Source organism: Fulvivirga maritima, assembly GCF_021389955.1.
Taxonomy (GTDB): Bacteria; Bacteroidota; Bacteroidia; order Cytophagales; family Cyclobacteriaceae; genus Fulvivirga; species Fulvivirga maritima.
Genome location: NZ_CP089980.1, coordinates 3,993,393 through 4,017,268, shown reverse-complemented (window position 1 = coordinate 4,017,268; position 23,876 = coordinate 3,993,393). Strand labels below are relative to the sequence as shown.

Below are 23,876 nucleotides of genomic sequence, written 5' to 3'. Positions count from 1 at the left end.
ATTAATAAATCTGAAGGAATATCGATTTAGAATAGTATAGACACACCGATCCCTGGGGCTTTTCTGATTTAGGTTTAGGCGGCCTGAAGTAGTGGTATGTCTTCTGATTTCTTTTTGCTCATCTTAACAGCATTGGCCATCATAACGGCAAAGAATACATGTATCATTTCTCGTTTTTCTCCCTTAACCTTGATTTTATTCAGGCCGTAAGCCGTTTTATGGGTACCAAAGCTTCCTTCCATCACGGTTGCTCTCTGGTTAGAGATGAGGCTTCTGAGTTTGCTTTCCTGAGGTTTGTTTACCTTGGGGCCTTTCTTTGGAAAGCAAGTGAACACTTTCCTTACTGTTAAATACTTTCTGTTGGCGTTAGTGGCATAAATACGATCCGCCCCCAGCTGATGAAGGGAGCCAAATATCGATCTATGTTTTAAACTACTTATTTTTAGTCTGGTACTTTCATTGAATGCCCTGAACTCCATGGCATCAATAAAGCAGATGCCGTCAACCTGAAGCATGTGGGCTTTCATTCCAAACTCAACCCTTTTAGTTTCTTTGCCTCGTACGATAGGCCTGACATAAGGTCTGGGAAGCGATACTATCCTGTTTTTCAATTCTTTAGCTGGATGATGCTGCAAGAATTGCTGTTGCTCAAGTACCTTCTTTATTGTTTTTAGGTATGATCGCTCTTGAAAGTGAAGCTGTATTTGTGGGTTTTCATTGAGTAAGTACTGCAGCTGTCCAAGCCCTTTGGACAGTAGATATATCAATGCCTTTTTACGCTTGCGTCCAGCTTTGTATGTCTTTTTTCGACTACGATCGTAAGACATCTGCTTGCGTTTTTGATCTATATATTTGGAGCGAGGCCTCTTTACACCTAATATTTTACACCATCTGTAAAGCTGTTTTTCAAACACCCATTGACAACTTTCCCAGATTAGCTTAACGTCGGTAGGAAAACGAATATAACTTTCATAGCAAGTGGCATCCATTAAGAGAACATGCGTATTATTCATATCTCTTTTCCAATGATGAATGAGTACTTCCTGAAGTTGTTGCCAATCAGTATTATCAGCCATATACGTCCTTATTCTACTTAAAATGGCCTTATCCTTAATTCTTTGGTTATCATCCAACAATTTATTGCAAAAAAGCTGAAGGCTCCAGTCAGTATTAAATCGTTCTATTAACTTCTCGTCACTCAGGTTTAAATAAGATTTTAGAAACATTAGACCAAACATGCCTTGGGCCGAAAACCAGCGGGGTGCGCCTGGGCCTCTATTTTCCTTTGGCAAACATTCTGAAAGTTGACTCCAAGGAATAGTATTATAAACCTTACCTAATTTGCTATTCTTGAATAAGTACCATTTTGGAGTTAAGTAATCTTGCGGTTGGAAAAGCTCTTGATCTCTCATATATTGCAGTGTTAATTGTGATTAGGCACTACAATTTAACAAATCAAAAACCCCGAAAAAAGCTTTATATAGCTAATTTCGGGGTTTTATTTTATGCTTTAATACTGATAAGTAACTGTATTTCAGTGTTTTTTATTTAAAAGGGAGGCCCTAAAGTAGGATTATAATAGAAAATTCAGTCTAAGAACACAAAAGGTCTTCTAACTATAAGAAGGCCTTTCTACTTTTTCTTCCTTTTTTTATCCCACCATACATAGAGTACAAATAGCACTAGGCTTACCACAGAAGCCCAGATCATTCCGCTTTTTAAACGATCAGTATTTTTACCAAGATAGGCAATAAATATAGTGAGAGGAGTTATGCCGATGAGCGTAGCTCCTATAAATTTCCAATAACCAACTCTGAGCATACCACCTACGAAACTGATGGCATCGTTTGACAAAAATGGGCTAAGCCGAGTGACTATTACGGCCCAAAAACCATATTGATCAAGAAAAGACTCTACTTTCTTCTCAGACTTTTTTCCTAAAATTTTCTGCACCACTGGTGGCCCTAGATAAGCACCAATAGCGTAACCCACGCTAGAAGCACAAAAAACAGCAGCCAAAATAATAAGGCTACCCCACCAAGGGCCATAAGCCAATACAGACACCACCATGAGCAATGCTGAAGGGATTACTATTAAGAACATCTGAATGATCATGGCAAGTATAATAACCACTGGCCCAAAGGCTCCAAACTGGCTAACCCACTCGCTGGTTCTTTCTTCATCCTCGCTCAGGAGGACATCCCAGGCCTCCTGACAGAATTGTTTCACATCCGGTATGAGAAAATAACTTAATACCATTGCCACTACGAGGCCAATGGATATTATAAGAGGTAGTTTACTCTTTTTTACAGATGCATTTTCTTGATCAGGCATTTATATACATTTTTTGTATATAAAACTGCCTGATTAAAGTAATGTTTATAAAATAATAAAGATCAACTTTAGTTCAAGCTATTTAGCTTCTGGTGCAATTCAATAAATCCTTCGTTGATAGAAATCTCTCTATATCTGATTCTTTCTAGCGTATTATCAATACAAACTAAAAAATCTAGTTTATCATTTTCCGATAATGAATTTAAACCTGATACCGGCACTGTCCTTTTTCCACTCTTACCATTCATAATTGTAAACTTTTAATATTTGAATACATTATAACATGAACAATGCCAATATCGCAATTAGACTGTAAATCAAACACTTACAAAGCTTAGATGTAAGAAACGAGTAATATGAACTCCCAAAAAGAGAATTTTTACTATAAAAGGGAAAGAAAAAAGACCAAATACCTCCTAAAACATACACGATCAATTCAAAGATTAGCTCTCAAAACTGAGTCTAATGACATCTGCTCTCCCGTATGATAAGGCAAAGAAGTGAAAAGTATTTCTGGATAGATTATAGTTGACACTGAATCCAGATTCACACGCAACCGGGCAGATTTCCCCATCCTTTCATTATTAGTAGTAATGTAAGCCGATGAGTTAAACAAGGAAAAAACAGTGATTAAAATGCACACAATGAGGAGCAGTTTAAGAACAGTGTCTAAACTGGTAAGATACTTCAGTATCTGTTTTAATGTAAATTTCGTACTCATGCCATATAAGTTTTAGGTCGTGCCATATATAGACAAACTTAATACTTCACAAAGTATAGCCTGAGTAGCTGAATATCTAGAGGGAAAAGCACCAATCTACAGGGGAAAAACACCCATAGACAATACTATATCTTATAAAGATGGTGTTTTATAGCATAAAGTACAAGCCCTATTCTACTTTTTACATGTAATTTTTCAAATAAAGCCTCTCTGTAGCCATCAATGGTCTTAGGGCTAAGACACATTTCTGAAGCAATTTCCTTATATGTCTTCTCGGTGCATACCAGTTTAAGAAATTCAATCTCTCTTTCCTTTAATTGAATTTCATCATTTTCTGGTTTGTGCATAGAAGTCATCACGGTATTGGCCACTTCATCAGAGTAGTAGAACCCTTTCTTTATAACTGTTTTTAATGCACTGTGAAAAGCAGTAGGATGAATATCTTTAAGCAAGTAGCCTTTAGCTCCTGCTTTGAGCATTTTTATAATGGTATGTTCATCATTATCCATAGATAAAGCCAAAACCTTAATATCCGGATAATCTTTATTAAGCACTTTCATGGTTTCTATACCGTTAAGCACAGGCATATTAATATCCATTAGTGCAATATGCGGATGCTCTGACTGCTCCAGGTTTTGAAGAAACTCCTGACCATTTTTAGCATGATAAAGCACGTGAAATTCCTCAAAATTATTCACCAAATTCTCAAGTGCTTGAGCAAACAGGATATGGTCATCTACAACTACTACCTTATATTTCATTGATCATACTCTTAATTAAATATAAGCATAAAACACCTCTCTTTAAATATGTAGATCATATTTTATACTTCAACATCATCTGAGCTCCTTCTTTTTTTTGCGATTTCATAGAATACTCAGCCCCTATCAGCTTAGCCCTGCTTCTCATATTTAATAAACCTGTGCCATTATTTAAGCTATCAGCACCAAATCCAATTCCATTATCTGAAGCACTAATGGTAAGGGTACCTTTCGAATATTTTAAAGATACATTTAATTGGGTGGCTTTAGCATGTCTAATCACATTAGAGAAATATTCTTGCATAATTCTAAACAAAATTACCGTCTCCCGCTCGCCTAACTCTTCTTCCTCTCCCTGAATGGTAAACGTAGCCTCCAAAAATTGTAACCGGTTAAATCGATCCATCTCTAACCTTATAGCTTCCACCAGCCCCAGCCTTTTAATGGTTTCAGGGTTTAGTGTTTTAGATAATAGTCTAATTTGACTTAAACTAGCTCCTATCAGCTCTCCGACTTCATCTAAAGATCCTTGCAAATCTGCTGGCACCTTTAAACTTAATAAATTCAACTGCATTCTAGCAGTTGACAATATCTGACCTACATTGTCATGCAGCTCCCAACCGAAATTCTTAAGTGCCTGCTCCTTAATCTCCACATGTGTTTTCACCACCTCTTCCTCAAACAGCCTCTCAGCTTCTCGCTTCTCCATCAGATACTTATGATTTTGTTTTAGAAAAATAAAATAAAACACGCTCACTATTATTGTTATGACCAATACTATAATAATGACCTCCAGAATAATATTTTGCTCCAAGTGTTGCACCTCGCTACTCCATCTATTTTAGAATTTAATTAATACTAAGGCTTTATGAATTTATGATTTATCACTAACGCTATCTACATACCATTTCATCTACTTCCTTGCACAGCAGCCTCACTTTTTCACACTGAGAATCAGAAATTCTTCGTTCAGACCTATCATTATCTATAATGACTGCCAGCCCCATGATCAGCACTATTCCCAAAAAAGACATTGGGTAGAAAAGCGATATTAATCTCTTCATGATTGAATTAACATTTAAGCCATATTCAATTATATATAGAATCGTGACAATACCATTCAAATACAATTAAAAAGGGGAAAATTCCCCTTAATGACATCAATAAAGAATTAATTAAAAATGAAAGATAATAAATGTCATTTTAACACTTCTTTAATTAAATTTTACTAAATTTCGCCTTACAATGGTTGGATACATACAAAAAAAGGAACGGCTTCGCAGTTTCAATACTGAAGAAACTCCCAGACATCAAGAGAACACATTTCCCGATGAGCTCGTATGGGATGAGTTCAGGAAAGGAAGTGAATCTGCTTTTATAGCTATTTACAATAAGTTTTTTCAAATTCTTTATAATTATGGAAGACAACTTAGTGGAGATAAAGAGCTAATAAAAGATTGTATCCAAAACACTTTTATCACTATACGCACCTCCAGGCGCAAGCTTCCTGCGGTTCTATCGGTTCAGGCTTATTTACTTAAGTCTTTTAGGTATAATCTTCTCAGAGAGTTAAAGAAGAATAAGAAAAACACCTCTCATGAAGACGCCCCGCTTGATTTTGACCTTCAGGCGTCAGCAGAACATATTCTGATAGAAAAACAAATTCAGGAAAGTCAGATCCGAAAAATGGAAGAATCGATCAATCAACTTTCATTAAGACAAAAAGAGGCCATTTATTACTATTATTATAACAACCTTACATACTTAGAAATTAAGGATATAATGGGTTTCAAAAGTATAGAAGCTACCAGAAACCTGCTTTACAGAGCCATTACCACGCTTAGAAAATTTTTCTGATTTTTTTTTGAAATAAGTGATGGTGTTTTCACCTCTTGCTACTCTTACGGGTAGAAAGCCGAAAATATGCAAGGGGAGAAAAAAAGTATAGAGAACTATTTACTTAATCGAGAGTTTAAAAAATGGGTACTTAATCCAGACCCTAACAATCAGATATTTTGGAAAAAATGGATAGAAACTCACCCTGAAGAGCTATCTAACATTCACAAAGCGCGTCAGATTCTACTTTCCTCTCAGCATAAAGAAGCAGAAACCATTTCTGAAGAAGAAAAAGATGAGGTTCTGTCAGCTATTCTTAGACACCAAAACTCCCCTGTTAAAAGAAAAAATTACTGGCCTTTTGGTATCGCGGCTTCTATCATCTTAGCCATTTCAGCTGTAATCTTCCTCTTCCCAAAAAAGAAAGTAAAAGAAAAAAAGGTTACAAATGTAATATCCCAAGTAATAAAGAGTAACCCTGCAGGACAGAAGTCAAAAATAACTCTTCCTGATGGGACTAAAGTATGGCTCAATAGTGACAGTAAAATTGAGTATCCATCAGAATTTGGGAGAGAAAGATTGGTAGATCTTGAAGGAGAAGCCTTTTTTGAAGTGAGAAAAGACACGAAGAAACCATTTAGAGTTAATTCTGGAGGAATCATCACCACAGCTGTGGGCACCAGTTTTAATATCAATGCATTTAAAGAGAATGCTAATGTAGAGGTAAAACTGGTAACAGGTAAAGTAGAGGTTAAAAACCACTCTACTTCCAGCGCAACAGACTCTGCGCTCTACATTACCCCTGGTGAACAAATCACCTACAACAAATCAAAACGCAGCATAAAGAAATCAAAATTTGACCTTGCTACTTCCCTATTATGGAAAGAAGGAATCATTTCTTTCTCTCAAGACAACTTTGAGACCATTAAAAATACATTGGAAAGGTGGTATGGGGTAAATATCCAGGTTAAAAACCTGAATAGAAAAATATCATATACAGGTGAGTTTAATAATCAAAGCCTGGAAAAAGTACTTGAAAGAATGGCATTTACTGAACGCTTCACTTTCAAAATCAATAAAAATCATGTGGAACTAAAATTTGAATAGATATCAGAAAAATGAAAGCAAATTCCTCTTAGTTGCAATAAGCCTGGAATAGGAAAGGTCCAGTTTCCTATCCACAGACTTATTACTGTTTTATAAAATATATCAATAAACCTCATTAAAGTATGAAATATAAAGTACTTAAGAAAATTATTATGCTATCAAGGTGGTGTTTATACATTTTTGTAATGCATACATTGTTTTTTTCATTCGCTTCTGCTGAAAGTAATTCACAACAGTTAAGCATTGATGAAATCAAGGTATCAATTAAGCTAAAAGACGCTCTTATTAAAGAAGTTTTTAGCCAAATTGAGAATCAATCGGGATTCAAATTCGCCTACGAGTCGAGCGATTTACCCACTGATATCAAGTTTAATTTTGATGGCGATCAACAAACGATTGCTGCAATCCTGAAAAAAGTAGGCCAATCAGCCTCTTTAAATTTTCGTCGTGTTAACAACCAAATAGATGTAGCTAAATCTATGGTGCCTAATATTCCTCTTGTAGAAGAAGTAATGGCAGCACAAACCGTTACAGGTAGAGTTACAGACGAAGAAGGTAGCCCACTACCCGGTGTAAACATCCTTATTAAAGGTACTACACAAGGTACAATTACTGATTTTGAAGGTAACTTCTCTATACAGGTTCCTGATGAGAACAGTGTTCTAATCTTCTCTTTCATTGGCTATATAAAGGAAGAAGTAACTGTTCAAAATCAGACTAACCTTAATATAATGCTTATGCCTGATGTTACGTCACTTACTGAAGTGGTAGTAATTGGTTATGGAACTCAAGAGAAAAGCGATGTAACAGGTTCTGTTGCCAGTATTTCCGAAAAGGATTTCAACCCAGGACAAGTTACCACACCAGATCAATTGATCTCAGGAAAAGTAGCTGGGGTACAGATCACTTCTAACGGTGGAGCTCCTGGTGCAGGTAGTACTATCAGAATTAGAGGAGGTTCTTCACTAAATGCTAGTAATGATCCTCTTATTGTAATAGACGGTGTGCCTTTGGATAATAATGATGTAGCAGGGTCATCAAATCCTTTAAGCTTTATTAACCCAAATGATATTGAATCAGTAAACGTACTTAAAGATGCTTCTGCAACTGCTATTTATGGTTCAAGAGCTTCTAATGGTGTTTTGATTATCAATACTAAAAAAGGTAAATCTGGCCAGGACTTCAGAGTAAACTTCAGTACACTTACCTCAGTATCTACCGTTCCTAGAAAAGTAGATGTACTTTCTGCTGATGAATTTAGAGAAGTAGTAGCTGAATATGCTCCAGATCAATTAGGCCTTTTAGGAAATGCTAATACTGACTGGCAAGATGAAATCTTTAAAGATGCAATCAGTTCAGATAATAACTTAAGTGTATCAGGATCTTTAAAAGATCTTCCTTACCGTGTTTCTGTAGGTTACTTAAATCAGGACGGTGTAGTAAAAACGTCTAATCTGGAAAGAACTACAGCTGCTATTACCCTTACTCCTTACTTGTTAGATGATGCGTTAAAAATCACTTTTAATGTAAAGGGAATTTATTCTAAAAACAGATTTGCAGATCAAGGAGCTATTAGCAGTGCGATATCTTATGACCCTACTCAGCCAGTTTTCGCTCCTAATGAGTTTGGCAATTATTTTCAATGGGCAAACGACAATGGCTCACCTATTACGCAAACGTCATATAATCCTATAAGTTTATTGGCTCAAAGTGATAATGTAGGTGAAGCCAAAAGAAGTATAGGTAATATTCAATTTGATTATTCACTTCCTTTTCTAGATGGCTTAAGTGCTAATCTGAATTTAGGTTATGATATATCTACTAGTGAAGGCTCTAATACTATCCCGGCAGAAGCCGCATTTGTTTACAACCAAGGTGGCAGTTATTCAAGGTATGGTCAAGATAAATCAAACTATTTGGCCGATTTCTACCTGAATTATAAAAGGGAATTAGAGTCTATCAATAGTAACATCGATTTCACTGCAGGTTATTCATATCAGGATTTTAAAATAGATAACTATACTTATGATGAGATAAACGCTGAAGGAGATGTAGTTTCACCAGCAGGCATTCCTATGAATCCCAAATATAGACTTAAATCATACTTTGGAAGATTGAACTATGGTTTCATGGATAAGTACCTGCTTACCGCTACTGTAAGAGCGGATGGTTCTTCCCGCTTTAGTGAGGACAACAGATGGGGTATATTCCCTTCATTAGCCTTTGCCTGGAAATTGAAGAGCGAATCTTTCCTTAAAGATTCTAAAGTGATTTCTGATATGAAATTGCGTGTAGGTTATGGTATCACAGGTCAGCAAGATTTTGGAGACTATTTCCCTTACTTACCAAGATATACTTATAGTAACGAAAGTGCGCAGTACGAATTTGGAGGTCAATTCTACACTACTCTTAGGCCAGAAGCTTATGATAATAATATCAAATGGGAAGAAACTACTACCTACAATGCAGGTATTGATTATGGATTCTGGAATGACAAATTATCCGGTAGTTTAGATTTCTATTACAAGAAAACAGATGACCTATTAGCGATAATTACGGTGGCTGCGGGCTCTAACCTTACTAACAGGCTATTTACCAATGTTGGAAGCATCGAAAATAAAGGAGTTGAATTAGCATTGAACTACAATGCTATTACAACCAATAAATTTGAATGGGATTTAGGCATTAATGCTACTTACAACACAACAGAAATCGTTAATCTGAGTAAAACAAGTGACGAAAACTCTGAAGGAATACCTGTAGGAAACTTCAGTAATGGTAATACGGTACAAATACATACTGTAGGCAGCCAACCTTTCGCATTCTATGTATACCAACAGGTATATGATGAAAATGGGAAACCAATGGAAGATGTTTATGTAGATAGGAATAATGATAACGTCATAAATAGTGATGACCTGTATCGATATAAGTCACCTGCTCCCAAGTTCTACTTTGGATTTAACAGTACACTATCATATGATAAATGGACATTGAGTTTTCTTCTCAGTGGAAGCGTTGGAAACTATGTTTATAATAACATAAATTCCGGTAACGCTACATATAGAAACCTCAATTATGCAAATTATATAACCAATCTCACAGATAACATTAAAGAAACTAACTTCAGAAGCATAAATGAAACCAATAGGAGGCTATCTGATTATTACGTAGAAAATGCTTCTTTCTTAAGAATGTCAAACATGAGCCTGTCTTATGATGTGGGCAGATTGTGGAATGAAAAAATTGGTTTGAGGCTGGGTGCTAATGCTCAAAATTTATTCCTCATCACTGATTATAGCGGTCTTGATCCTGAAATATCAGGTGGTATAGATAACAATATTTATCCAAGACCAAGAATTTACTCTCTCAGTGTAAATGTGGACTTTTAATGATTTGAATTTGATGGAGCATTCCTGATTTCTCAAACTAAAAATTAAAAAGATGAAAAAATTAAATATTAATAGATTATTTCTGGTTGGCATTTTGTCATTACTAGCACTATCCTGCGGTGATCTAGATCTTAAACCAGAAAATCAAATCACCTCCGATGTAGTATATGACGATTTTGGTAACTATAAAAATGTTTTAGCCAAATTGTATGGAGGTTATGCCTTAACAGGGCAGCAAGGTAATCAAGGAGGAGATCCTGACATCATAGGGCTTGATGAAGGCTTCTCTGACTACTTAAGACTATATTACAATTTACAAGAGTTATCAACAGATGAAGCTGTAATAAGTTGGAATGATGGCTCTTTACCGGATATAGTAACTGTTGAATGGATTGCTAACAACGAATTTATTGGCGCGATGTTTAGTCGTATCTATTTTCAAGTAGCATTAGCTAATGAATTTATTAGAGAAATGTCTGATGAAAATTTAGACAGTAGAGGATTAACAGAAGCTCAAAAAACTGAAGCTCGTATTTTCAGAGCAGAGGCTCGTTTTATAAGAGCTTTGAGTTACTGGCATGCACTAGATATGTTTGGTGATATTGCTCTTGTTAAAGAAGAAGACGGTGTAGGTAGCTACTTCCCAGAACGAGTAGAACGTATTACTCTATTTGAATATATTGAATCAGAGTTGCTAGCTATCCAGAATGAATTAATAGATGCTAGACAAAATGAATATGGTAGAGCTGATAAAGCTGCAGCATGGACTTTACTCACCAAATTATACCTTAATGCACAGGTGTATACCGGAGTAGAAAGAAACTCTGAAGCCATCACTTATGCCTCTCATGTGATTGATGCAGGCTATACCCTTGATCCCAACTATGATCACTTGTTTTTAGCTGATAATAACAGTGCTGAAGGCATTATTTTCTCTATTAATTATGATGGTACAAATACTCAAACCAATGGAGGAACGAAATACCTTATTTTAGGTTCTATTATAGGTAGCATGAACCAGGCAGACTATGGTATGTCAGAGAGATGGCCAGGGTTGAGAACAACCAAAAATATTGTAAATCTATTTGATGATATCACTGGAGCTACAGATTCAAGAGCTATGTTTCATGCTGATGGACAGACCCTTGAAATAAATGATTTTACTCAACCTACTCAAGGTTATCCTGTCACAAAATTTAAAAACATAACTTCTACAGGAGAGCCTGGGTCAAATATGGCAAACAGCTTCCCAGATACAGACTTTCCAATGTTCAGACTAGCCGATGTTTACCTCATGTACGCCGAAGCAGTTCTGAGAGGTGGTACTGGAGGTAGTACTGCTACTGCCCTTGAGTATATTAATGCACTAAGAGAAAGAGCTTATGGAGACGAATCTGGCAACATTTCAGCAGAAGATCTTACATTAGATTTCATCCTTGATGAAAGAGCGCGTGAACTTTGTTATGAAATGCATAGAAGAACTGACCTCATTAGATTTGGTAAATTCTCTAATAGTGATTACGTATGGCCTTGGAAGGGAGGAGTTCAAGAAGGTAGGCCAGTAGATTCACGTTTTGATTTATTCCCAATACCGACAGCAGCAATTTTAGCAAACCCTAATCTTAAGCAACATGATGGGTATTAGTAGATCATTTATCAAATAAATTTATATAAGATGAAAACAAAATATTTATATATAATCGCTCTATTTTTTATAGGACTAATAGCCTGCGATAAGGATGATGATTTAGTGGTAGCTCATTCTCCTGTTCCTCCTGAGCTTATGATATCAGACAGTACCATCGTACTTCTTGAAGAACAAGCTGAAGAAGAAGCTATTATTTTCACACGCACTTCAACAGACTTTGGCTTTGATGGTGCTGAAAGCTATGAAATTCAATTCGATACGGTATCTAATTTTTCTTCTAATATGACACCGATAGAATTTGACACTTCTATGGAAATTTCATACTCTGTAGCTACTTTTAACAGTAGAAGTGTACAATTAGGACTGACTCCTAATGAAGTAAACACTTTATATGTCAGGTTAAAGGCTTCAGTTTCTGAAGATGTATTTGTGTATTCAAACATTATTGAACTTTCAGTAACTCCTTATCAATCATCTGAGGTGTCAGCTTACGCTGACCTGTATATGATAGGACCTGCTACTGAAATTGGTTGGGGATCAGCCAGTGATGCTATTCCTATGTTCAGAGATCCTGAAAATAGCTTTATTTATACTTTCACTGGCAATTTTAATGAAGGTGAACTTAAGCTATTAGGAGAGAGAGGAAACTGGCAGCCACAATGGGGATCATCCATGGGATCCGGAGGATCGGGACAACTAGCTTTACAGGAAACCAGTAATGATTCAGAACCTCCAGGTATTACAATGTCAGCTGGATATCAAACCATTTCAGTTAATATCCAAACCATGACCTATACTATAGAAAGCTATGATGTGAGCTCTTCTCCTGTATACTCCAGTGCTGGTTTATCTGGATCACTTTTTAGTGATTGGAATGACATTGTACCTATGACTAATTCATCATTCAATCCCCACATTTGGACACTCAATTATGACTATGATGAATATTCAGATATTCAATTTAGAACTGATTCTGAGTGGTGGGGAACCGTGAGTGATCCAAGTGCTCTATATGGTACCGTAGGAAAAGATAAACCAAATATATGGTTAAATGGAGGGTCTTACCTAGTAGTTTTCAACGACTTAACTGGTCAATATATTTTTATAAACTGATAGATAGTGATGCAGAACAGAAAAAATAAATTTATACAATTATTACTACTGCTATGTTTCATAGCAGTAGTAAGCTGTGATGATGATGGCCTTACACCTCCTGATTTTGACACTCCTAATGATAGTATCCCTAATGATAGTATCCCTAATGATAGTTCTTCATTTATAAACGATTTCTACTTTGGGGCTGATTTGTCATATGCTAATCAAATTCAGGATCATAATGGCGTTTATATGGATGAAGGTGCAGTTCAGAGTCCCTTCGCCATTTTTGCTAACCATGGTACTGATATTGTTAGACTAAGGTTGTGGCATACACCAAGTTGGACTCAAGAAGCTTATGGCCCTGATGGTGAGCAAATGTATAACGATATAGCCGATGTAGCTCGTTCTATTGAAGAAGCTAAGCAAAATAATATGCAAGTGCTTTTAGATTTCCATTATTCAGACACTTGGGCTGATCCAGGCGCACAAGAAGTTCCTGCAGCATGGGCAGATATCACTGATATTAATGTTTTAGCAGATTCAGTTTACAATTATACATTAAACGCACTTAACTACTTATCAGAAAGAGGTTTAGCTCCAGAAATGGTACAGGTAGGCAATGAAATTAACTGTGGAATGCTCTATGGTGTAGAATCTGATGAATTCCCTACGGCTCGCAGTTGTGATGATGAATGGATTAATCTGGGAATCATACTAAATTCGGCCATTAAAGGAGTCAGAGAGGCTTTACCTACTAATACGCCTAGTATAGCTCTTCATGTAGCTAACCCGATAAACATTGATTATTTCGCAGAAAATATAATTAATAAATCGAAAGTCACTGACTTCGAGATTATAGGTTTTTCTTACTATCCGTTATGGCATTCAGAAATTGCCCCTAACGGCATTAGCGAAGTAGTAAGTGCGGCTAAGTCAAAGTTTAACAAAGAGCTTATCATGTTAGAAACCGCCTATCCTTGGACTGATAAGTATAATGATAATTATGATAACCAATTAGGAGGAACTCCATTAGCAGGTTATCCATTCACAGAACAAGGACAGTATGACTTAATGGTTAAACTAACTCAGGAGATGAAAGACGGTGGAGGAATAGGTATTATTTACTGGGAACCAGCATGGATCAGTTCTGATATGAAAGACTTATGGGGAACAGGTTCTTCATGGGAAAATGCTACTTTCTTCGGTTTTGATGGTAATGTAAATCAAGGCATTACTTATATGGAAGCTGACTATAACTAAAATATTTAGTTACAAATAATTGACAGGCTGCTATGAATCATATTTCTTAGATGAATCATAGCAGCCTTTTTTTTAATACTTACTCCAAGCAACATGCACACTAATAGTCCATTTAAACTATTAATATACTCTATACCTACACTTTTTTTATTACTCACCTCTGCCCTCTCTGTTAATGCACAGCAAGGAAAAAACCCTGTATATGTAGATGATCAAGGCATTATGCGCTGGTCTGACAGTAAAAAAGAGGCCTCATTTTTCGGAGTGAACTACACGCTGCCTTTTGCTTACGGATACAGATCGCACCAGCAGCTGGGTTTAGATATAAAGAGCTCAATTGATGCAGACGTATATCATATCGCTCGTCTGGGCTTTGATGCTTTCAGAGTACATGTGTGGGACACTGAGATCACCGATTCTTTAGGTAATTTGAAGCAAAATGAACATTTGGAACTATATGATTACCTTATTGCTAAGCTTAAAGAAAGAAACATAAAAGTAGTAGTCACTCCAATAGCTTTTTGGGGAAATGGATATCCTGAAAAAGATGAAAGAACCTATGGCTTCTCAGACATATATGACAAGGGGCAAGCAGTAACAAAGGAAAAAGCCTTTATAGCACAGGAGAATTTTTTAAAACAATTTTTTCAGCATAAGAATAAATATACCGGTCTCTCCTTTCAGGAAGATGAGGACATCATAGCTGCAGAAATTAACAACGAGCCCAGACATTCAGGGCCTAAAGCCAGAGCTACAGAATATATTAACAGAATGGCCGCTGCTATAAGAAGTACAGGCTGGAATAAGCCCGTTTTTTACAACATCAGCGAGTCCTATTACTATGCTGATGCCATAGCCAAAGCTGATTTGGAAGGCTTTAGCTTTCAGTGGTACCCTACCGGATTAGTGGCCAACCATACTTTAAAAGGTAACTATCTACCTAATGTAGATGTTTATGATATCCCTTTCGATACCATTCCTGAATATAAAAACAAAGCCAAAATGATTTATGAATTTGATGCTGGCGATGTTTTAAGCTCATACATGTATCCTGCAATGGCAAGAAGTTTTAGAGGAGCTGGTTTCCAGTGGGCCACTCAGTTTGCTTATGACCCTATGGGCACTGCATATGCTAATACAGAATATCAAACTCACTATATAAACCTGGCTTACACGCCAAAAAAAGCGATCAGCTTGTTGATAGCCGGAAAGGCATTTCATGAAGTGCCTTTAATGAAAACATGCGGCCAATATCCATTAGACAGTACTTTTGAAAGCTTCAGAGTAAGCTATAAGCAGGACTTAAGCGAAATGAACTCTAATGAGGAGTTTTATTATTCAAACAACACCAATTCTACTCCATTATCTGAGAAAAAGCTAAAGCATATAGCAGGTGTTGGATCGTCTCCAATAGTTAAATATGCTGGTACCGGCGCTTATTTTCTTGATAAGCTTGACAACGGTATTTGGAGACTAGAGATAATGCCTGATGCTATTCATATTAAAGATCCTTTTGCCAAAGCTTCATTAAAAAAAGAAGTAACCCGCATTCAATGGCAGCCAAATGAAATGAGGATTCACCTTGCTGAATTAGGTTCTGACTTAAATATTAAGGCTTTAAATGTAGGTAATAACAAAAGCCAAAATACTAAAAACGGCCGCTTTATGATAGAGCCGGGCACCTATTTGTTATTCTCACCTAAGAAGAGTAAAAAGGTAGAAAAATGGGACAGTAAAAAGCAGACTGGCAACTTACAATTAGCAGAGTTTGTGGCGCCAAAGGCCAATTTTGATTCACCTTATGTGAAGCACCAACCTAAAAACGTGGTTAGCCCAAATGAACCATTCATTATTTCAGCCACGACTGTAGGTTTAGATTCATCAGCTTACTTATCTGTTTTACTACGTACCTGGTCTGGAGTTTATAAAACATTAGATATGCAGAAAGTATCTCCTTACCAATACGAAGTTGAGGTGCCTGCTGAAGTGAATGTACCTGGTGTAATTGAGTATCGTATTAAAGTAAGTAACAAAGATCAAATTTACACCTACCCTGGGGGTTATGAAGGAGATCCTTGGGCATGGGATTATTATCATGATGACAGCTGGACGACCCAGGTAGCTACTGCAAACACTCCTTTGGTATTATTCAATGCAGCGGTTGATCATGAGCTTATGATTTACCCTAACCTATGGAAACCTGAAGAAAAGTCTATTAAAACCACAGCTACAGCAGGAGAACTCAGCTTACAGCTTACCGGTGATACCCAGGAATCTAAAACCATGGGATTTCAATTATTTGTAGGCGATAAAGTAAAAGAAAGAAATGCTGAACTGGATGCGTTTAAATCTGTAGTAATAAAAGGTAATACGGCTGGGCAAAAATCATTGAAAGTGAATATTACTTTCATAACCAAAGATGCCTTTTCATATAGCACCACAGCTACACTGACTGATCAGATGCAAGAAATTAAAATAGATCTTAACCAGCTAAAAGCTAAGGAACATTTGCTCCTTCCAAGGCCATACCCGGGTTTTCATCCGCTATGGTTCCAGGCTAAAGGCGAAAAAGCTTTCAGCTTATCAGAGGTAGAAAAGTTAGAAATCACTACTGATACAGCAGAAAATGCTGGTGTAAAAACAATTGAGGTTGCGACTGTATTACTTCAAAAATAATACAGGAGCTTTTATAAACAGTAATGGCCAGCTTTATAAGCTGGCCATTTTTTCACGATCTATTGGTTCAATATAATAGGTTCTTATTCTAGTTATTCAAATCAGGTAGATTAATTAAAAAAGTAGTCCCTCTTCCTTCTTTACTATGCACTTTCAGGTCTCCACGAAGCTTTTCCACTGCTTTTTTTACAATGAACAGTCCTAAACCATTACTACTTTTATGCTGATCTGATTTAAAATGCGCATCAAATATATGCGGTAATTTATCGTCAGAAATACCAATTCCATTATCTGAAAAGCGTATTTCTACTCCCTCTTCATTATTAATTACTTGCACCTTTACTTTACAATGCCTTGTATCTCCACAACGGTACTTAATAGCATTTTCGAAAAGGTTTTGTAATACGGATTCCAACGTAGCACGGCTGGCATAAAATGGTCTATGCAAATCTATATTCACCTCAAAATCAACATCATCAAAACCTTCTATATGCTCCATAGAAGACATAATATTATTAATGAGTTGATTGAAATCTATAAGCTCACCATCACTACTCAAAGTTCCTCTTTCATACATATCTAATGTAGAGGTGATTCTATTTTCAAGAGAATTAACACAGTTTTTAATCATACTAAGATATTCCTGTGCATCATCACCTTTTAAATTTATATTGGCTAGCTCTACTATTCCTTTTAAGGAATTAACAGGGCTCTTAAGGTCATGTACCAAGTGGTTAAACTCAAGAGTATTTTCACTTGTTTTTTCATTTACCGGTTTTGTTACCTGCAAAACGTTTTCACGAGAAGCAGGTGAGTTTTGATTTAAAGCCGATAAATCTAATATTGCGTTATCTACGTATGGCATTATATCACGGTTCGGTTGTTCACTCTTACCTTGTGCTTAAAGCGTGCCAAAACTCAAAACCTATTTTGCAAACGTTTTTTTGACGTTTTCCAATGTTACAACAGTGGAAGTTATACCCCACATGAGAAAGCTGCCTACGTAGAAAAATTCCACACTACAAAAAAGGCCTTTCTAATTCAGTAAAAGCGTTTAGTGAATTAGAAAGGCCTGAACCTTTAAGGTGGACAAATGCTATAGTCCGAGCACCTCTACCCCTTGTTCAAACACAATATCTACAGGTATGCTTTTCTCTGTTAAGAGATCCAAATCATCTTGCAACTGCTGAGGAACCAATGCCATTTCTGTTACCAGCTGGTTCACACCTTCATAGTCACCATTACCCTGTAAGGTCAGTATTTTATCTGAAAGGGAATTCATGGCTGCCTGCATTTTGGTAAAATCAACTTTATACTTACCTGTCTCAGGATTTCTGGAAAAAGCGCCTTGCTTTTTAAAATAATTAAAACGAATCATGTTGGCTTTTCCATGAGCACTGGAAGCTCCAAACCTTACTGATCTGAAAATACTGGCTAAGAAAGTAGTATAATAATCCATTAACTCGCCATCTATCTGATCTCTCTCATAAAGCCAGGTAATCATATATAATCCTAATATATCAGCTTTTCCTTCTTCCAGAGCAGACGCATTTTCTTTCAGAGCTTCTCTCACCGTTCCCTTACCATTAATGGTATTTTTAATTCCTAAACCATGTGCCACTTCATGAAACATGGTATTAGCAAAAAAGGCATCAAACTTTACATGGTTGCGTTGGCTTTCATCTATAAGTTCATCAGCAATAGGCACTAAAATCTTATCGAATTTAGCTTTCATTGCATTTTTTAGTTGCGATCTACGAGTTCCCTTTTCAAGCTGTACTTTTTCGTCGTTAGGAAGGTTCACCGCTATGGTTTTACTTCCTGCATTACAGTCTCCTGCATAAAAGACTACATCAAAAGCCGCTAACTGCGAGTCTGTACCGGGTTTTTCAGTTTTGTAAGCCTGTGCCACCGGCAAGCTTTTTTGTAGCTCGGGCAGTATCTCTGCATATTTGGATAATCTCTCGCTCCACTCCATATCCTTCACTAAAACATATGTTTCATGTGAGGTTTTGTACCCAAATAGCTGATCTTCATAGTTCTCAATTGGCCCTGTAATGATGTCTATCTGATTGGTAGTCATATCCATCCAAGCGATATCACTTTCGTAATATTCATCTGTAAGTAAAGCTCCCGCTCTCAGGTTTAGATAGTTTTTAAGCTGCTCATTCTCAGCTAGCTCAGCAGCCTCCTTCAGCAACTTAGCTGCACGCGTAATCTGCTCTTCAAACATTTCATGGTAAGGGATGGCTAATAGCTCCCCGTTTTCATCTCTTCTAATAAAAGTATACTGAGACTTGCCATTCGCTAACTGAGCACTTTCAAACTCCTCTTTTGTCATATCAGCAGGATAGAAATTAGCACCGGCAGGCTTGGCTCCTACACCATCAATAAATGGCTCATTATTATTTAGTCTATCCCAGGGGCCATAATTAATAGTGGCATATTTTTTTGCTTTGCCATTATCAAGGGCTGCAAAAAGTGAATCTCGATGACCATAAGCTTCATACCAGAACAAGCTATCCATAATTTGCCCTACCTGAATGAGTAAAGGCAGCATTTTCTTCTGATTATCAGAAAGACTGCTCACATCTGTAGTGAGCTTCACATTGGTGTACTTATCTAACAAGGTTTGGTAAGTAGAATCCATTTGAGGCTCAACTGAAGCCTGCTCTTGCTCAGCAGATTTATCTCCTGATCCACCACATTGGGTAAATAATAAACCGACCAAAGCTACTAGTAGCAGTTTTGATATTCTTAGGCTCATATTTTCAGTGTTTTAATTTTTAAAATATAGGTTTATCAGATCAATTAACTGATCTGACTGTGAAATTAATAAAATCCTTTGAGGGAATCCTATTCTTCTAACCTTTCACCTCTATAAGCCACTGCAGATGCATTAAAAAAGCCTACGACCTGTTCTTCTTCAGAGCTGGTGCATGAAATATTACAGGGAACATTTTCTAGTGGTTCAGCAAAAATTTCCGCAAAACCACCATCTCTCTCTATCTGAGTAGATACAGCATCTAAAAACCTAAAAGCCTCATTAGTAATAGAATAAATCTCGATATACACCGAATCACCAAAAACATAGGGTTCATAGGCATCTTCATCATCATTGAGCGGAGTAGCTCCATTTTGAATAGGCTCTATGAATATAACACCATCTACCGGCGCAGTAGAGCTAAAGGCCGCATCATAAGCTATATTAAGATCAGAAGGTCTACTGAGGTATAACCCGTTTTTATAGGTTTTAATCCAATAAGAATCACCCGTTCCCTCAGGGTCTCTGGCATAAAACTGAGCATAATAACCTTCTGGTTGAAAAGCGTTGCGCTCTTCATAATAAGTATAAACGATAGAATCCAGGGCCGGCACTCTTTTTAATTCGGAATCGGCCTCAAATGTATTTCCATTATAGGTCACAGATAAATGATATGATCGGCCTATTTCAAAAGAGGCTGAATGAGCAGCAGGATCCCATTGATAGCTCCCCGCCTCTGCCTCTGTAAATTCAAAAGTTTGCCCCTGATCATCTGTTATTACCACTTCAGCTCCACTTACCTCTGGCGGCTGACTGGAGTCAAAATAAGGCTGTGACATCATTAAATTGATTTCTTGTAGCTGAGGCATATCATTAACCCAGGCGTCTACCACCAGTACCGCCGGAGCATCATTCAGGGCTATATCCACTTCATCTTCACAAGCAAAAAATACGGACAGAATAGCTAAATATATGTAATGTGATTTTCTCATGATCCTAAAACTTAAAATTGTATGATATGGCAGGTACGGGCGCTCCTACTATAGAAAAACGATAGGCCATAGTACTGACGTTGTCGCCTGGCGTGATGTAGCCATCTTGCTGGGCAAAGAAAATAGAGAACGGGTTTCTCCTTCCATAAACATTATAAACAGAGAACACCAGTTCGTCTTTATTCTTCCTTTTCTTGCCTTTTTTCTCTCTCTTCATCTGCAAGGTAACAGACAAATCTAGTCTGTGCGAAGCCGGCACTCTAAGACCATTCCGAGACTCATAATAATCATAAGGAATAACCATGTTCTGAATAACGAACCTGCTGGTAGGTGCACTAAATGGCGTACCTGAAATAAAGGTGAAATTGGCGGAAGCGGAAACTCGTTTACTGATATCATAGTTTCCGAATACTTTCAGGTTATGGGTTTGATCAAAACGAGTAGGGTACCAATCATTTCTATTGATTCCGTTTACTTTGAGCTCGGTGCGGCCAAGGGTATAACTTATCCAACCATTAAGTTTACCCACATTTTTCTTAAAATTAAACTCTACGCCATAAGCACGGCCAATACCACTTATTAAATCTCCTTCCTGATACTCATTAATAAACAAATCGGCACCTTTTACATATTCCACCTGATTATCAGTATCTCTATAGTAAGCTTCTACTGAGGCTTCATAATCATTTCCTCTTCCAAAATTCCTAAAATAACCTAAAGCATACTGAAGGCCTATTTGAGGTTTTATATTGTTGGTACTTGGTGTCCAGATATCAATTGGGGTAGAAGCCGCTGTATTTGACACCAAATGGATGTATTGAGATGTTCTGGTGAAGCTCCCTTTTACTGAGCCCTTTCCTATTTGATATTTGACAGAAGCTCTTGGCTCCCAGTTATAATAACTTTCTATAACTTCTCCATCATCTGCAGTCCTGCTACTGACCAGTGTTTTTCTTTCACCAGGCACAGTTTCCTCATATTCATATACTTCCCCCGGACCTAAATACTGGTAAGAAGAGAAGCGCAGTCCGTATTTTATACTCAGCTTGTCATTTACAGTCTGCGTATTATCTATGTACAGAGCACTTTCCAAAGCACGTCTGTCAGTAAGGCTAATATCTGTGATATCTCCATCAGAAACCACCGTAGCTTCTGCTGGGTTAAAATTATAGTAAGTGGCTTCACCTCCAAACAGCACCTCGTTATTAGCATTTAGGAAATAGTTAAAAGCAGGTTTGAATGTATAGGTTAATACCCTGCTATCCCACTCAAACTTATCCCTGTCATTTTCTCCAAAAGCAAGGCCATAGTCATAAGTACTCACAAAAAATGAAAAGTTAGAAAACAGTCTGTTATTGAAAATATGATTCCAACGAAGGGTACCGGTTATACTTCCCCAGTCAAAGCCTTGTTCTTCATCAAACTTAAAGACATCTCTACCAAAATAGCCTGATAGAAACAGCTTATTATGGTCATTTAAGTTATAATTGACCTTAGCTGTAAGATCATAAAAATAAAGAGTAGCATCATCTATAAAAGGCTTGGCAAAAATATCTACATATGATCTGCGGCCAGCTACCAGAAATGAAGCCTTGTTTTTTTTTATAGGCCCTTGCACCGCTAAGCGGCTAAATACCGTACCAACTCCTCCTTCTACTTCATATTTTTTAGAGTTCCCCTTCGTTCATTCTCACATCCAAAATAGAGGCTAATCTACCTCCATAGTTAGCTGGCATAGCTCCTTTTATGAGCGTAACATCTTTTACGGCATCCGGATTGAATACTGAGAAAAAACCAAAAAGGTGAGAAGAATTATAGACGGGTGCGTCATCTAGAAGAACCAGGTTTTGCCCTACATTACCGCCTCTTACATTAAAGCCAGATGAACCTTCACCTACCGAACTTACGCCAGGCAATAACTGAATGCTTCTCAAAACATCAGTTTCTCCCATAAAAGCAGGTATCTTTTTTATGGTTTTGATATCTACTTTCTCTGTGCTCATTTCTACACTAGAGACATTAGCATCAGTTGATTCTCCGGTGATCACCACTTCTTGCAATTCAGTGGTAGTAGCGCTAAGCTCCACATCTACCCGTTTATCAGCATCGAGATTAATAGTCTGGGATTTGGTGTCATAGCCTACGTAGCCAAAATCTACCTGGTAACTCCCTGTGGGCACAGTGAGAGAGTAGAAGCCGTACACGTTAGTAGCTGTGCCGGCTCCTACTTCTTTTACATACACGGTAGCTCCTATCAGAGCCTCTCCGTTTTCAATATCTTTAACATAACCACTGATGGTCACTTTGCTCTGTGCTAACAAAGCAAAGCCCTGCAGGCTCATAAACAGAGCGAGAAAAAAAATCCGATAGTGCATATAATGTAGGTAACAGTTCTTTTAAAGACATCAAAGAATCTTAAAAGTTTAATCACCTACAAGAAAAACGCATTAATCTTCTATTATCACCGATTTTCTTACCACAGCGCTGACCTGAAAATATCCCATAGCTCCATTAGAAATATTGCTTTGAGGATTTACTGGGGGAGATCCAAAAAAACCACCATCGTTATTGAGCAGGTTACTGAGATCAGAATAGTATTTAAAACCATCTACTGTAAGGCTATACATTTCCACGGTAATACTGTCACCCAGAGCAAACCACCCAGGAGTGGCCAGTCCATCTATATTTTCGCCCAAATATGAATCATCAGAAACATACACATCAGAATCATCATCTTTAAATGGCAATCCATTACGATAGTACTTAAACAAATAGTAATCTTCCGTATCTTGTGGCTCACGGGTATAAAGAAGCACTTCATAATAACGCCCTTCATCTTCCGGGTCTTCAAATTCATCTTCATTTAACTCCACTCCTAAACTATCTATAGTAGTAACTCTCCTCAATGAATCCAGAGCACTGTACTCCTCTCCTTCCATAGTTACGGTTAGTGTATAGGCTACCCCTCTCTCACCCGCAAAAGCGATGTCAGAATAATAATAGCCTCCTCTTTCCGCTTCGGGCTGATAGCTATAATTATAGGTATTACCCTGGTTATCGGTAACTATTACGGAAGCATCATCAACGGGTACTGAGCCCTCTTCAGAATAAAAATCAACTGTTTTAGTAACTCTCACATAATGATTCATACTTTCATCAGTAATCAGTCCTTCTATTACTACTTGTGGCTCTGTAGTTTGCTCATCGATATGATAGGGCTCATTACAGCCTAACAGGCTCATACCTCCTATTATCAATAAAATATATGTATATAATTGCCTTGTCAT

General features: G+C 37.2%; 20 protein-coding genes. 7 read left to right on the top strand and 13 right to left on the bottom strand.

Annotated elements, in window-relative coordinates:
• Positions 1 to 74: 74 nt before the first annotated feature.
• The 7 genes from LVD15_RS17015 to LVD15_RS16985 all read right to left on the bottom strand — a co-directional run bounded on the left by LVD15_RS17015 (position 75) and on the right by LVD15_RS16985 (position 4,880).
• Entirely contained in the window at positions 75 to 1,412 is a 1,338-nt protein-coding gene (locus tag LVD15_RS17015) for a transposase (RefSeq protein ID WP_233776421.1), read from the bottom strand.
• 220 nt (positions 1,413 to 1,632) lie between these two features.
• The gene (locus LVD15_RS17010; protein ID WP_233776420.1) at positions 1,633 to 2,334 is read right to left on the bottom strand and encodes a TVP38/TMEM64 family protein; all 702 of its coding nucleotides are present in this window, start codon (positions 2,332 to 2,334) and stop codon (positions 1,633 to 1,635) included.
• Between the two features lie 68 nt (positions 2,335 to 2,402).
• Positions 2,403 to 2,582, bottom strand: coding sequence for a hypothetical protein (locus LVD15_RS17005; RefSeq protein ID WP_233776419.1), 180 nt, complete (start codon positions 2,580 to 2,582; stop codon positions 2,403 to 2,405).
• Positions 2,583 to 2,770: 188 nt separating this feature from the next.
• Positions 2,771 to 3,055 (bottom strand): hypothetical protein, encoded by a 285-nt coding sequence (locus LVD15_RS17000; protein WP_233776418.1) that lies wholly within the window; start codon positions 3,053 to 3,055, stop codon positions 2,771 to 2,773.
• Positions 3,056 to 3,180: 125 nt separating this feature from the next.
• Positions 3,181 to 3,816: a response regulator transcription factor gene (locus LVD15_RS16995; RefSeq protein WP_233776417.1), complete on the bottom strand. Its 636-nt coding sequence runs from the start codon at positions 3,814 to 3,816 to the stop codon at positions 3,181 to 3,183.
• A 55-nt stretch (positions 3,817 to 3,871) separates the two neighbouring features.
• Positions 3,872 to 4,525: a sensor histidine kinase gene (locus LVD15_RS16990; protein ID WP_233776416.1), complete on the bottom strand. Its 654-nt coding sequence runs from the start codon at positions 4,523 to 4,525 to the stop codon at positions 3,872 to 3,874.
• A gap of 184 nt (positions 4,526 to 4,709) precedes the next feature.
• On the bottom strand, positions 4,710 to 4,880 hold the full coding sequence (locus tag LVD15_RS16985; RefSeq protein ID WP_233776415.1) for a hypothetical protein: 171 nt from the start codon (positions 4,878 to 4,880) through the stop codon (positions 4,710 to 4,712).
• Between the two features lie 181 nt (positions 4,881 to 5,061).
• Between LVD15_RS16985 and LVD15_RS16980 the strand changes: the two genes are divergently transcribed.
• The 7 genes from LVD15_RS16980 (at position 5,062) to LVD15_RS16950 (ending at position 16,833) form a co-directional block, all read left to right on the top strand.
• Positions 5,062 to 5,673: an RNA polymerase sigma factor gene (locus LVD15_RS16980; protein WP_233776414.1), complete on the top strand. Its 612-nt coding sequence runs from the start codon at positions 5,062 to 5,064 to the stop codon at positions 5,671 to 5,673.
• 66 nt (positions 5,674 to 5,739) lie between these two features.
• Positions 5,740 to 6,759 carry a FecR family protein gene (locus LVD15_RS16975; protein WP_233776413.1) on the top strand — a complete coding sequence of 340 codons (1,020 nt, stop codon included), beginning with the start codon at positions 5,740 to 5,742 and terminating at the stop codon, positions 6,757 to 6,759.
• A gap of 122 nt (positions 6,760 to 6,881) precedes the next feature.
• A complete protein-coding gene (locus LVD15_RS16970; RefSeq protein WP_233776412.1) occupies positions 6,882 to 10,151 on the top strand; it encodes a SusC/RagA family TonB-linked outer membrane protein in 3,270 nt (1,089 codons plus the stop codon).
• A 52-nt stretch (positions 10,152 to 10,203) separates the two neighbouring features.
• Entirely contained in the window at positions 10,204 to 11,796 is a 1,593-nt protein-coding gene (locus LVD15_RS16965) for a RagB/SusD family nutrient uptake outer membrane protein (RefSeq protein ID WP_233776411.1), read from the top strand.
• Between the two features lie 30 nt (positions 11,797 to 11,826).
• Entirely contained in the window at positions 11,827 to 12,912 is a 1,086-nt protein-coding gene (locus LVD15_RS16960) for a SusE domain-containing protein (RefSeq protein WP_233776410.1), read from the top strand.
• A gap of 9 nt (positions 12,913 to 12,921) precedes the next feature.
• Positions 12,922 to 14,157 (top strand): glycoside hydrolase family 53 protein, encoded by a 1,236-nt coding sequence (locus LVD15_RS16955; RefSeq protein ID WP_233776409.1) that lies wholly within the window; start codon positions 12,922 to 12,924, stop codon positions 14,155 to 14,157.
• Positions 14,158 to 14,250: 93 nt separating this feature from the next.
• Positions 14,251 to 16,833, top strand: a complete 2,583-nt coding sequence (locus LVD15_RS16950; protein ID WP_233776408.1) for a cellulase family glycosylhydrolase — start codon at positions 14,251 to 14,253, stop codon at positions 16,831 to 16,833.
• An 88-nt stretch (positions 16,834 to 16,921) separates the two neighbouring features.
• Here LVD15_RS16950 and LVD15_RS16945 read toward each other — a convergent pair whose 3' ends face one another.
• The 6 genes from LVD15_RS16945 to LVD15_RS16920 form a co-directional block, all read right to left on the bottom strand.
• A complete protein-coding gene (locus tag LVD15_RS16945; protein WP_233776407.1) occupies positions 16,922 to 17,698 on the bottom strand; it encodes a sensor histidine kinase in 777 nt (258 codons plus the stop codon).
• Positions 17,699 to 17,929: 231 nt separating this feature from the next.
• On the bottom strand, positions 17,930 to 19,600 hold the full coding sequence (locus LVD15_RS16940) for a DUF8614 domain-containing protein (protein ID WP_370687372.1): 1,671 nt from the start codon (positions 19,598 to 19,600) through the stop codon (positions 17,930 to 17,932).
• Between the two features lie 89 nt (positions 19,601 to 19,689).
• A complete protein-coding gene (locus LVD15_RS16935) occupies positions 19,690 to 20,589 on the bottom strand; it encodes a DUF4249 domain-containing protein (protein WP_233776406.1) in 900 nt (299 codons plus the stop codon).
• Between the two features lie 4 nt (positions 20,590 to 20,593).
• The gene (locus tag LVD15_RS16930) at positions 20,594 to 22,207 is read right to left on the bottom strand and encodes a TonB-dependent receptor plug domain-containing protein (RefSeq protein WP_233776405.1); all 1,614 of its coding nucleotides are present in this window, start codon (positions 22,205 to 22,207) and stop codon (positions 20,594 to 20,596) included.
• Between the two features lie 49 nt (positions 22,208 to 22,256).
• Positions 22,257 to 22,931: a TonB-dependent receptor gene (locus LVD15_RS16925; protein ID WP_233776404.1), complete on the bottom strand. Its 675-nt coding sequence runs from the start codon at positions 22,929 to 22,931 to the stop codon at positions 22,257 to 22,259.
• A gap of 105 nt (positions 22,932 to 23,036) precedes the next feature.
• The gene (locus LVD15_RS16920) at positions 23,037 to 23,876 is read right to left on the bottom strand and encodes a DUF4249 domain-containing protein (RefSeq protein ID WP_233776403.1); all 840 of its coding nucleotides are present in this window, start codon (positions 23,874 to 23,876) and stop codon (positions 23,037 to 23,039) included.